We start from the raw sequence: 12563 nt of genomic DNA, 5'->3' as shown, positions 1-12563 counted from the left end.
ATGGGTCTGAGGTGTTCGCTCCTCGGTCACGACTGGAGCGAGACGGAGATAGAGGACGAGCGCGACGAGCAGGGCAACGAGGTCGTGATGACCGTCAGAGAGTACGAGGTGTGTTCTCGCTGTGGTGAGAAGACGCTCATCAGTGAGAACACCGAGGTGACGAGCGTCTCCGCCAGCCGGACCGACGAGACAGCCGGCATCGAGACCGACGAGGCTGAATCCGACGCCGACGCGGTCGCCGCCGAGGTCGTCGCCGAGGCGACGGAGTCGGAGGGTGAAGAAACAGCTGACGCGGCCGTCGACACGGACGGTGTCGACGAGCCAGCTGACGACGCCGACGAACGTATCGAGACGGCCGACGGCGACGCCGAAATCGTGACCGACGACGGCGTGGCGGACGACGGTGTGGCGGACGACGCCGGTATCGAAGCGGACGAAGAGAGCCCGGCCGACGACGAGGAGGTGACGGCCGCGCCCGACGACGATGCGATGATAATCGACGCCGGCGACGACACAGCGGCCAACGAAGCCGACGCCGACGCGGGCGAGGTAGCCGACGAACACATCGAGGACGCCGACGACGCCGAGCCTCACGAGAAGCCGGAGACCGACGACGGTGTCATCCTGGCTGACGACCCGGCCGACGACGGCGACGAGCGAGAGCGCCAGCACGGGGAGTGGCCAGAACACGAGACCGGACAGGCCGCGGCGGCCACCGAGACGCGCGAATGGCCGGAACACGGCGGCGAGGACGACGGCTACGACGCGACGGTCAGCGACGGCGAACCGGCAGACGTCGAGTTCGAGGGCGGCCACCCACAGTCGGACGCGGGAGAACCCGAGGACGGACACGACGCGGAGTTCATCGACAACGCGACCGCGCGGAGCACCGACCACGAGACCGACCAGCGGGCACGCAGCGCCGCACAGAACTCCCCGACGGGAATCGCCTCGGCCAGCGAGGCGCAGGCGCCGGGCACCGGGACGCCGTCGCGGTCCGGTGGCGACCTCGTCTGTCCGGCCTGTGACAACACCGAACTCGCTTCGCGCACCTCCCTGCGCGCCGGCGACATCTGCCCGGAATGCAAGCGGGGCTACCTCGCCGAGTCCGGGCAGTGACGAAACAGGTAAACACCCACCTGCCCATGTGCCATCCATGAAGGAGTACAAGATGCGACGCGGCGAGTACCTCGAAGAACGCATTCCGGACCTGAAAGCGACCATCGAGGAGTACTTTGGGCCGGTGACAGGAACGGAGGAGTTCAAGGGAAGTGACCTCTACGTCATCGACGAACCCTCGAACCCCGTCTTCGAGCGCATCGTCGTCGGCGCGGTCAAGTACTCGGGAAAGAAGGACAAACTCGCCGTCGAGTTCGAAGAGCGCAACCCGGCCGAACTCTCGCCGGACGAACTCGAAGCGGCCGGTGAGGCCGTCTCGAAGAAGAACGACTTCCTCCTCGAAGCGACCGGTCGGGACGCCAAGTCCCGCCGCGAGTCCATGAAGCGCGCCGTCGAGGACGACCCGGACCACGACGTCGACGCCTGATCGTACGCCACACGGTACTTCTCCGTTTTTCGGTCCGAGAGTCACATCGCTCACCGAAACGAGAGGCTTTACCCGCGAACCCGCCCAAGACACTCCCAACCACATGACGGTCATCGAGTCGGTTCACGCGGACCACGGGGCGACGTTCGGAGAACGCGGCGGCCGGACAGTCGTCGAACACTACGGCCGTCCCGAGCGCGTCCACAGGGCGGTCCGAAACCTCGCGGGTGTCTGTGAGATGGTGTACGGCGTCGTCCTCGTCGAAGGCGACGACCGTGTCGAGTTCGTCGACAACGCCGTCTCGAACCGGGTCCCCGACGACGACGGCGAGGGCTGCTACGCGCTCTTGCTCGACCCACAGGGGAAGATACGGATGGACATGTACGTCTACAACGCGGGGGAACGACTGCTGTTGTTCGTCCCGCCGGGCCTGGCGGGTGAACTGGTCGACGACTGGGCCGAGAAGGTGTTCATCCAGGACGTCGAGTTGACGGTCGCCACCGACGACTTCGCCACCTTCGGCGTCCACGGACCGAAAGCGACCGAGAAGGTCGCGAGCGTCCTCAACAAGTCCGCGACACCCGACAGACACCTCTCGTTCGTCCGCGGAACGATGGGGGACGAAGGCGTCACCGTCATCCGCGGTGACGGCCTCGCCGGCGACGAAGGCTACGAGGTCGTCTGCGCCGCCACCGACGCGAAGGCAGTGTTCAGCACGCTCGTCAACCACGGCCTGAACGCGGCCCCCTTCGGCTACCAGACGTGGGACAACCTGACCCTCGAAGCCGGGACGCCACTGTTCGACACCGAACTCGACGGACGGCTCCCGAACGTCCTCGGGCTGCGCAACGCGCTCGACTTCGAGAAGGGCTGTTTCGTCGGTCAGGAGGTCGTCTCTCGCGTCGAGAACCGGGGGAAGCCGTCGCGTCGGCTCGTCGGTCTCGAACCCGAGGCGGTCCCCGAGTCCGGCGCAGCTGTCTTCGACGGGGACGAGGCCGTCGGCGAGGTGACCCGCACTGGCGAGAGTCCGTCGCTGGAGCGCCCCCTCGCGTTCGCCCTGGTTCCGTTCGACGCCGAGACGACCGACCTCACCGTCCGGGTCGACGGTGACGAGGTGCCGGCGACCCGCACGACGCTCCCGTTTCTCGCTGCGAGCGACCGCTCCGCGAGAGTGCCAGACTACCCGTCATAGTCCGTGAAACTGAGGGAATCGCCAAACGACTTTAGGTTGCTGGCGGTTTCTCTCTCCGTATGGATGACGCGGGGACACGATACTCGACCGGCATTCCCGGTCTCGACCACGTACTTCACGGCGGCTTCATCCCGGGCCGGTCGTACATGGTCAGCGGACGACCCGGCACGGGAAAGACCATCCTCGGGCTTCACTTCCTGCTAGAGGAACCCACGAATGGGCTGTACGTCGCGTTCGAGGAGCGAGAGAAGGACATCCGGGCGAACGCGGCCGCACTCGGGTTCGACCTCGACGACGTCGCGATTCTCGACCTGAGTCCGGACTCGGAGTCGTTCCAGTCGCGGATGCACTACGACGTGTTCGAACCACCGGACGTCGAAGACGACATCACGGAACACGTCGTCAGTGCCGTCGACGACCTCGAACCGTCCCGGGTGTTCGTCGACCCGCTGACCCAGTTGCGATACTTCGCCCCCGACGACTACCAGTTCCGTACCGAGGTCGCAGGCTTCATGAGCTATCTCAAGGACTCGGACGCGACCATCGTGTTCACCACCCAGCCGATGCCGAACACACCCGACGCCGACCTCGAATTCATCTGTGACGGAAGCATGGAACTGGGCTACGCCGCGAAAGGCCGGACGCTCACCGTGACGAAGTTCCGCGGCTCCGGCTTCCAGGGTGGCATCCACACGATGCGAATCACCCCCACCGGCATCGAGGTGTATCCAGAACTCGTCCCCTCGGTCCGCTCGCGCGAGTTCGACGCAGACACCATGTCGACCGGCGTCCCCGAGATGGACAGTCTCCTCACCGGTGGTATCGAACGCGGGACCGTGACCGTCATCAGTGGCCCGAGTGGGGTCGGGAAGACGACGACCGGCTCGCAGTTCATGAGCGCCGCCGCAGAGCGTGGCGAACGCTCGGTCATCTACATGTTCGAGGAGTCGACCGATACGTTCACCCACCGGTCTGAGTCCATCGGAATCCCGGTCTCGGAGATGCGAGCGCAGGGAGCCCTCGACGTCGTCGAGGTCGAACCCCTGGCAGTCTCGTCCGACGAGTTCGCACACATGGTCCGGGAAGAAGTCGAGGGCCACGGGACGAGCGTCGTGATGATAGACGGTATCAGCGGCTATCGGCTCTCGATTCGCGGGGACGACGACGATCTGGTTCGTGAACTACACGCGCTGTGTCGCTACCTGCGCGGGATGGGTGTGACGACCATCCTCGTCGACGACGTGCCGGCGGTCACCGGCGATTTCAAACCCACGAGCGAGCGCATCAGCTACCTCGGTGACAACATCCTCTTCCTCCGGTACCTCGAACTCCACGGCGAAATCAACCGGGCAATGGGCGTGTTGAAGATGCGAACCAGCGACTTCGAGCGAACGCTCCGGGAGTTCGAGATTCGGTCCGACGGCCTCCACCTCGGGGAACCGCTGACCAGCCTCCACGGCGTCTTGAGCGGCACGCCGGAGTTCACCGACGAACGTGCTGATTGACAGCACACAGGCACGAACCGGACTCGTCACACTGGTCATGGCCGACACGGGGAACGAACACGTACTCTCGCGGTGGCTCGACGAGCGGCAGATTCCGGTGACGAGCATCGACCCGGGAGCGCGACTCCCGGAGGGCACCGACATCTGTATCGTCGACCTCGGGGCGTGCAAACAGGCGGCCACAGAGATACGTGACCGCAAGGCAGCCGACCGAGCGTTCCTCCCGTGCGTGCTGGTCGTGACCGACCGACTGGCACCGCGGGTCGCCGCCAGTGACGACCCTCGTTTCGATTTCGTCGACGAAATCGTGACCGTGCCGATCGACTCCAGTACGCTCCGGCACCGCGTCGACAGGCTACTCCAGCTGCGACGGCAGTCGACCGACCGACAGACAGCGTCCGTCACACTCTCGTCGGTCGTCGATTCGCTCCCGTTCCCCGCGTTCGCCGTCAGCGACGGGAGAGTGACCGATTCGAACGCCGCCCTCCAGTGCCGGCTCGGGACGACCGCCGACGAACTGCACGGCCGACGTCTCACGACCCTCGTCCCCGCAGCGGCCCGTGACAGGGTCGACTCCCTGTTCGCCGACGACGGGCCGGGGGTCGAGCGGGTGACGCTGGTCGAGGAAGACCGACGGGTCTCCGCAGAGTTACGGCGACTCCTGAACGAAGAGGGAGGCCTCGCAGGGTACCTCGGGATGTGCTACGGTTCGACGACCGAGACGGACGAGGACGCGCGGTAACCCGAATCGCTACCGCAGGAACGCCTTCAGCTGGTCCGTCGAGAACAGGGACGTAGGGCGGTCCATGTGGACGCCGATTTCGCCGGACAGTGTCGACAGCCCGAGCGTCTGGACCGGTTCGGGGAGCGAGTACGCCTTGCGAATCCAGTGTCCGAGTCGAATCTCCGACGCGAGGTCGTCGCGCCACGCTTCCTCGTAGTCCGCCAGGGTGCTCGGGTCGTCGGGGTCGACCGTCCGAACCGCGTGGTCCGCACAGGTCATCCCGTAGAGGATGCCACCCCCGGTGAACGGCTTCGTCTGGGCGGCCGCGTCGCCGACCAGTAAGCCCCGTCGCGTGGTGACGACGCCGGGCGGCCCGATTGGGATGAGCCCGGAACACCGCCGGACGATGTCCACGTCGTACCCCGCCACGAGTTCGTCGAACAACTCGTTGACCTGCTCACCCGGCGGACACGCGAGTCCGTACTCGACACCCGCGTCGTCCCGGGGGATACGCCAGGCGAAGAACCGGGGGGCGGTGAGGTGTACGTCCACGAAATCCTGACCGTCGGGTTCGTCGCTGAAGCCGAGCACACCGTGGAGCAACTCTCCCGGCTCTGGGAGCCCGAGTGCCGCCCTGACTCGCGAGCGTGGGCCGTCCGCGCCGACGACCATCTTCGCCTCGTGCGTCTCGACGCCGTCGGGGCCGCGAGCCGTCACCTCGACGCGGTCGCGATACTCTTCGACGGCGGTGACGGTGTGCTGGTCGCGGAGGTCCGCCCCCGCCCCGCGGGCGAGGTCGGCGAGGTGTCTGTCGAGGCCGACCCGGTCGATGACGTTCGAAACGACCTCGCGCTTGTAGAACTGGTGGGCGTCGCTGTGGGGCCCACCGACGTGAAAGCGCGCACCGAACACCTCGTTCTGGAGCAACTCGTCTCGGGCACCCTCGCCCGTGTACTCCCAGATGTCGGTACTGACGTGGCCCGAACAGGCCAGTGGCTCGCCGACACGTCCCTGTTCGAGCGCGAGGACGTCGAAGCCCGCCTCGCTCGCGCGACGGGCGAACCGCGAACCGGCGGGACCAGCGCCGACGACGACGAAGTCGTACATGTCTGTCGCCTCGTGAGTCTCGGCTAAATACCTTCCCGCTTCGCGTCGAGAGCACTCGTCGTACCCGTGGGTCCGACCCCGACAGCGAGTGGTCACCGGACCGCCAGTCCCCGGACCGGCCCAGCCGCACCCCACGATTCCAGCCGGTTCCAGCTCCCGGCACGGTCGTCGGTCTGGTAGAGAGCCTCGTCGGTCGCGGCGAAGAACGTCCCGGGGTCGGCTCCCGGTGCCACCACCGGCCGGCGGAACCCCTCGGGGGCCGGCAGTCCCCGCATCGCGACGCTCCAGGGCCGGTCCCCGATTTTCCGGTAGACGTAGGACTCTGCGGTCTCTTTCCGGTGGGCAGCGTACGCCCCGTCGGCCGCCGAGACGAGCCGGACGTCCGGGTTGCCCGGGTCGACGGCGACGCTCCAGCAGTACCGGTGGTCGAGACCATCCTGGGGCTGGTCCCACGTCTCGCCGCCGTCGTCACTCTCGGCGTAGCCGTCGCCCGCGGCGCTGTACACCCGCCCCGGTGCGTCCGGGTGTGTCGCGAGCTGATGGTTGTCGACACGGCTCCCCTCTGGGCGTTCGTGCCAGGTCTCGCCACGGTCGTTCGTGACGACGAGGGCACCGGCCTCGATGCCGACGAAGAGACGGTTCCGGCGATGCGGGTCTGGTTCGAGCCAGCGGACGTGGTGGGTGTCCGGCCGCGGTGGGAAGTACCACGAATCGGCCGATGGCAGGTCGGTGAGGCCAGTTCGTTCGGTCCAGGATTCGCCGTAATCGGGCGAGTAGAACACACGGCTCGGTTCGGTGCCGGCCCAGAGGCCTCCAGCACGGTGCGGGTCGAACGCGACCGACATCACCTTCTCCGGGAGGGCCGAGCCCACCTGTTCCCACGACTCGCCGTGGTCTGGACTGTGCCAGAGGCCGTCGCCGAACGTCCCGGCGACGACGTGGTCACCGTCGGTCGCGACGCATTCGAAGTCGTGGTCGTCAAACCGGGCGACCGTCTCACCATCACGGATGGTGAGGAGGGTATCGGAAAGCGCGACGAACTGCATGGCTCTCCGTAGGTCGTCGCAGGATAAAACAGTCGGTCCTGACGCTGGTCCGAACGAACTACTTGTACCCGAGGGCGCTGAGGCGGTCTTCGATTTCCGCTGGGACGGCCTCGTCTGCCTCGGTGTCGCCGGCATCGTCCTCGGTTCGACTGGCGACCGATTCGAGCGCTGCGACGCGCTGTTCGGCGGCCGTTCGGAGGCGCCGTACCGCCCGTGTCGGGGGGTCGTCGTCCCAGCAGTCGTCCTGTTCGGCGGGGTCAGCCTCGCGGTCGTACAGTTCTCGCTCGTCCGCCTCGGGGTGGTCGATGTACGTCCATTCCTCGTTCCGGGCGCTGACGAGTACGTCACCGTCGCCGAGCCGCCGCGGGATTGGTTGCTGGGTGACAGACTCCCCCCTGACGGTCACCGACACCACCGGTTCCTGGTCCGGGTCGGCCCCATCGGAGACGGTCGGCATGACGCTCTCGCCGGTGTAGTGGTCGGGCGTGCGGACGCCCATCGCGTCGCACACGGTCGGCGGAATCGCGTCGAGCGCGACCGGGTCGGAGATTCGTCGGCCCTCGCTCCCGGGGGCGTCGACGAGGAACGGGACCTCGACCAGTTCCCGGTAGAGCTTCGGGTAGTGCGCGAGGTGCCCGTGTTCGAGGAACTCTTCGCCGTGGTCACCCGCGACGACGACGCACGTCTCGTCGCGGATACCAGCGTCTTCGAGGGCACTGAGGACGCGGCCGATGCTCTGGTCGACCTGTCGGGCGGCCGCCTTGTACAGCGTCCGCAGGTCGTCGAGCGCCTGTGACCCCTCCTCGACCCCGCGACCCAGCCCGGTCCGGAAGTGCGGGCTGAGCATGCGTAGCGTGCTGAATGGTTCGTCCGCGACCTCGCGAACGTGGACCGGAGCGGGCACGTACGGGGTGTGGGTGTCCATGTAGTGAATCCAGCAGAAGAACTCCCCATCCGAATCCTCGATGAACGAGATGGCCGCGTTCTCGACGTCCCGCATCCGGGAGGTGTTCTCGGCTGGGTACGTCTCCTCGCCCCTGAGCCGACGGACTGCCGAGCGCATCGGTTGCGTGGCGAACTGTGCCCACGCCTGCCAGGTCGGGTGCGCAGAGAAGAACTTGCTCACCGGGTTCGTCGCCTCGGCGTGGAACGCGTCGAACTCCTCGAACCCGCGGTCGTAGCCCCAGTACGCGGTGAGGAACCCGTTCGATGCGTTGAACCCACCGGTGGCGACACCGGCGCGCCGGAGCGTCTCAGCGAGCGTGGCACCGGGGCCGACACCGATGCGTGACCCGTCGGCGAACACTGGCGTGCCACCGAGGATGCTCGGGAAGGAGAACGGGGTCCAGTTCCCCTGGGCGAAGGCGTTCTCGAAGACGGTCGCGTCGTCGGCCAGGGACCGGAGGGTCGGTGTGTGCGAATCCTCCGAGTTCAGGTCGAGCGCGTCCGCCCGCAACGAATCGACGGTGATCAAGACGGTTGCTCGTGCGTCGTCGGTCATGCGTGTGTGACCGGAATCCGGTCGGTCGTGCGGGAGTAACGAGTAGGTCGCTAAATAGCTACCGGCAAACGAATATATAGACGACAGTATCTCTGGTGGCCGATATCGACTGGCGGACAGACGACACTGGGTGTCGCGCGACGACGTGTCGTGCAACCGCTGCCCGCCGCGCGGTGGGGGTCAGGACACGACGGGACTGGTCGTGTCTTCGTACAAAAAGTCACGCGGGCACATCCCAGTCGAGATTCCGGTTCCGGTCGGCGAGTCGTGTGGACACGTCGGGGGCCGTCGCCGGCCAGGGGATTCGGCTGCCCTCCCGGTCCAGCAGGGTTCGCTCGAGCAGGTCGCTCTCGGTGTCGAAGTCGGGCGCAGTCCAGAGGCGGAGGTCCGAATCGAGTGTGAACAGGTCGGCGTCGAAGGCCGCGTGGTGGGTCTTCGACAGCGGGAGGACGTTGGTCTGGTCCGTCCTGTGGTTCTCGTACTCGCTCCACGGGAGGATGTGGGCAACGTCGAGCAGTCTCGGGTGGTCGACACCAGAGACCGGACAGGTCCGGTCGAATCTGGCGAGCACGTCGGTCCGGAATGCTGCCGATATCGAGCGTGCCCCGACGGTCGTCTCGTACGTGGTCGCGGTGTACTCCGTTCGCGTCTTCACCGGTTCTCCCGCCACCGAACCAGCGTCGACACCCGTCAGCCGGTAGACCCCGTCCTCCAGGAACACCACCTCGTCGCGGTCGCGCAACTGCTGGAGGACTTGCCTGAGTTTCGCTTTCGGGTGGTCGTTGTCTGGAAACTCCGCGGTGACGACCGGGAGCAACTGGTCGTACACGTCGCCGAGCGTGATACTCTCGACACCGGTCTGGTCCCGGTACGCAAGCAGTTCGCGCCTGACCACTCGCCGCCAGCGAGACATACCGCAGGCGACGGATCGGGTGATCGAAAAACTTCGGGCTGTTCGAATTCGTCAGTCGTCGTCGGTCGGGGCCGCCATCTCTCGTTTCTCGGGTTCGACGCGCTGGCCACGCGGGCCTTCGATGTCCACGTCGGGGAGCAGGTCGCGCAGGTAGCGCCCGGTGTGGGAGTCGTCGTGTTGGGCGAGTGCTTCGGGCGTCCCTTCGGCGACGAGTTGACCGCCCTTCTCGCCGCCCTCGGGGCCGAGGTCGACGACGTGGTCGGCGTTCTTCACGAGGTCGAGTTCGTGTTCGATGACGACGACGGTGTTGTCGTTGTCGACCAGCCGGTGGAGCACGTCGATGAGTTTCTTCTCGTCCGCAGAGTGCAGGCCGGTCGTCGGTTCGTCCAGCAGGTAGAGCGTGTTGCCGGTGTCGCGCTTGCCCAACTCCTCGGCGAGTTTGACGCGCTGGGCTTCCCCACCCGAGAGGGTGGTCGAGGGCTGGCCGAGTTTCATGTAGTCCAGCCCCACGTCTTTCAGTAGTTTGAGCTTCCGGCGGATGCGCGAGGAGGACTCGAAGAAGTCGTACGCCTCCTCGACGCTCATGTCGAGCACGTCCGCGATGGTCGCGTCCTTGTAGGTCACGTCGAGCGTGGCGTCGTTGTAGCGCGCACCGTCGCACTCCTCACAGGGGACGTACACGTCCGAGAGGAAGTTCATCTCGATTTTGACGGTCCCTTGCCCGCCACACTCCTCACAGCGCCCGCCCTTGACGTTGAACGAGAAGCGGCCCTTCTTGTAGCCGCGCTGTTTCGAGAGCTTGGTCTCGGCGAACAGCTCGCGGATGTAGTCGAAGACGCCGGTGTAGGTCGCCGGGTTCGACCGCGGGGTGCGGCCGATGGGCGACTGGTCGATGAGGCGGACGGTTTCGATGTTGTCGATGCCGTCGATGCCGTCGTGTTCGCCGGGGTTGACGGACTTGTTGTCGTTCATCCGGCGGACCAGCCCCTTGTAGAGCACGTCGTGCATCAGGGTGGACTTCCCGGAACCCGAGACACCGGTGATGGCGGTGAAACAGCCCATCGGGATGTCCACGTCGAGGTCTTTGAGGTTGTGCTGGCGAGCGCCCTCGACGGTGAGGTGGGTGTCGGCTGTGCGGCGGGTGTCGGGGACGGGAATCTGCTTGCGGCCGGCGAGGAAGTCGCCGGTGATGGAGCCCTCGCACTCGATTATCTCGTCGGTCGTCCCCTGCACGACGACCTCGCCACCGCGCTTGCCCGGGCCGGGACCCATGTCGATGACGTTGTCGGCGCGGCGCATCGTCTCCTCGTCGTGTTCGACGACGATGAGGGTGTTCCCGAGGTCGCGCAGTTCGCAGAGGGTGTTGAGCAGGCGGTCGTTGTCGCGCTGGTGCAGGCCGATGCTCGGCTCGTCGAGCACGTAGAGGACGCCGACGAGGCCGGAGCCAATCTGGGTCGCGAGGCGGATGCGCTGGCTCTCCCCGCCGGAGAGGGTCGAGGCCTCGCGGTCCAGCGTGAGGTACTCCAGGCCGACCTCGGTCATGAAGCCGAGGCGGGCACGAATCTCCTTGAGGATCTCCTCGGCGATGTGGGTCTCGCGCTCGTTCAGGTGCGCTTCGAGCCCCTCGAAGTGTTCCAGCGCGTCGCCGATACTCATGCCGTTTATCTCCGTGATGGACGTGTCCGCGACGAGGACCGACCGCGAAGCGGGCTTCAGGCGGGTGCCCTCACACGCCGGGCACTCCGTGACGGACATGTAGTCCTCGATGTGCTCGCGGGTGCCCTGTGAGTCCGTCTCGACGTAGCGGCGTTCGAGGTTCGGGATGATGCCCTCGAAGCGCTTCTCCTTGCGGCGGATGCCGTTCTTGGTCTGGCGCTTGAACACGACCTCCTCGTCGGTCCCGTAGAGGAACTGGCGTTTCACGTCCTCGTCGAGGTCCTCGAGGGGCGTATCGACCGAGACGCCGAAGTGCTCGGCGACGTTGTCGAGCCGGGTCCGGTAGTACGACCGGTTGTAGCTCCACGGCTCGAAGGCGTGCTTGATGGGTTTGGACTCGTCGAGGACGACCAGGTCCTCCGAGACTTCCTTCGTCTCGCCGATGCCCTCACACTCCGGGCAGGCCCCGTGGGGAGAGTTGAACGAGAAACTGCGCGTCTCTATCTCGGCGAAGTCGATGCCACAGTGGGTACAGGCGAGGTCCTCGGAGAACTCGAGAACCAGTCGGTCGTCACCCTCGCCTGCCAGGTCACCCGTCGAGCGGGACTCGGAACCGCCGATGTCCGCGTCCTCCGGCGGGTCCGGGAGGATGACCTTCAGCAGGCCGTCGGCCGCTTCCAGAGCGGTCTCGACGGAGTCGCCGATGCGAGCGCGAGACTCGGTCGAGAGCTTCACGCGGTCGACGATGACGTCGATGGTGTGGTCGTAGTTCTCGTCGAGTTCCGGCTTCTCGATGGTGAGGTCGTACTGCTCGCCGTCGACCTCGACGCGGGCGTACCCGTCGGCGACGAGTTCGTCGAACAGGTCCTCGAAGGCACCCTTCTGGTCGCGCACGACCGGCGCGGCTATCATCGCCTTCGTCCCCTCCGGCAGGTCGAGCAGGCGCGACACCATCGTCTGGGCGGACTGCTCGCCGACCTCGCGCCCGCACTCGGGACAGTGCGGCGTGCCGACGCGGGCGTACAGCAGGCGGAGGTAGTCGTGGAGTTCCGTCACCGTCCCGACCGTCGACCGCGGGTTGTTGGCGGCGTTCTTCTGGTCGATGGAGATGGCCGGCGAGAGCCCCTCGACCGTCTCGACCTGCGGTTTGTCCATCTGCCCGAGGAAGTTCCTCGCGTAGGCAGAGAGCGACTCGATGTATCGGCGCTGGCCCTCGGCGTACACCGTCTCGAACGCGAGCGAGGACTTGCCCGACCCCGAGAGGCCGGTGACGACGTTGAACTGCTCGCGGGGGATACGCACGTCGAGGTCCTTGAGGTTGTGCTCCTCGGCACCCCTGACCTCGATGTACTCCTTGGTCATTCGGTTGTTGG

At 66.4% G+C, this 12563-nt stretch carries 10 protein-coding genes; 5 read left to right on the top strand and 5 right to left on the bottom strand.

The genetic code is table 11. The annotated features are described in order from the left end of the window. From ACSC1R_RS07945 to ACSC1R_RS07925, 5 genes are all read left to right on the top strand, one after another. A complete protein-coding gene (locus tag ACSC1R_RS07945; RefSeq protein ID WP_439028527.1) occupies positions 1-1119 on the top strand; it encodes a DUF7093 family protein in 1119 nt (372 codons plus the stop codon). A 37-nt stretch (positions 1120-1156) separates the two neighbouring features. Next, positions 1157-1546 (top strand): DUF5611 family protein, encoded by a 390-nt coding sequence (locus tag ACSC1R_RS07940; protein WP_439028526.1) that lies wholly within the window; start codon positions 1157-1159, stop codon positions 1544-1546. 103 nt (positions 1547-1649) lie between these two features. Then, positions 1650-2738: a CAF17-like 4Fe-4S cluster assembly/insertion protein YgfZ gene (gene ygfZ / locus ACSC1R_RS07935; RefSeq protein ID WP_439028525.1), complete on the top strand. Its 1089-nt coding sequence runs from the start codon at positions 1650-1652 to the stop codon at positions 2736-2738. A 59-nt stretch (positions 2739-2797) separates the two neighbouring features. Further along, positions 2798-4243: an ATPase domain-containing protein gene (locus ACSC1R_RS07930; RefSeq protein WP_439028524.1), complete on the top strand. Its 1446-nt coding sequence runs from the start codon at positions 2798-2800 to the stop codon at positions 4241-4243. After that, complete coding sequence (locus ACSC1R_RS07925) at positions 4233-4985, top strand: PAS domain-containing protein (RefSeq protein WP_439028523.1); 753 nt, start codon at positions 4233-4235, stop codon at positions 4983-4985. Before ACSC1R_RS07930 ends, ACSC1R_RS07925 begins: the two co-directional genes overlap by 11 nt. Positions 4986-4994: 9 nt before the next feature. On the opposite strand, the gene ACSC1R_RS07920 is transcribed toward ACSC1R_RS07925, so the two are convergent. From ACSC1R_RS07920 to uvrA, 5 genes are all read right to left on the bottom strand, one after another. Next, positions 4995-6074 (bottom strand): geranylgeranyl reductase family protein, encoded by a 1080-nt coding sequence (locus tag ACSC1R_RS07920; RefSeq protein ID WP_439028522.1) that lies wholly within the window; start codon positions 6072-6074, stop codon positions 4995-4997. A gap of 92 nt (positions 6075-6166) precedes the next feature. Then, positions 6167-7120: a hypothetical protein gene (locus tag ACSC1R_RS07915; RefSeq protein WP_439028521.1), complete on the bottom strand. Its 954-nt coding sequence runs from the start codon at positions 7118-7120 to the stop codon at positions 6167-6169. 58 nt (positions 7121-7178) lie between these two features. Continuing rightward, positions 7179-8621 (bottom strand): sulfatase-like hydrolase/transferase, encoded by a 1443-nt coding sequence (locus ACSC1R_RS07910; RefSeq protein ID WP_439028520.1) that lies wholly within the window; start codon positions 8619-8621, stop codon positions 7179-7181. A gap of 220 nt (positions 8622-8841) precedes the next feature. Continuing rightward, the gene (locus ACSC1R_RS07905) at positions 8842-9534 is read right to left on the bottom strand and encodes an HNH endonuclease (protein WP_439028519.1); all 693 of its coding nucleotides are present in this window, start codon (positions 9532-9534) and stop codon (positions 8842-8844) included. Positions 9535-9585: 51 nt separating this feature from the next. Continuing rightward, positions 9586-12552 carry an excinuclease ABC subunit UvrA gene (uvrA, locus tag ACSC1R_RS07900; protein WP_439028518.1) on the bottom strand — a complete coding sequence of 989 codons (2967 nt, stop codon included), beginning with the start codon at positions 12550-12552 and terminating at the stop codon, positions 9586-9588. Positions 12553-12563: the final 11 nt, after the last annotated feature.

Source organism: Haloarchaeobius ordinarius, from assembly GCF_051801355.1.
In the GTDB taxonomy this organism is placed as follows: Archaea; Halobacteriota; Halobacteria; order Halobacteriales; family Natrialbaceae; genus Haloarchaeobius.
This window is presented reverse-complemented; position numbering and strand designations above follow the sequence as displayed.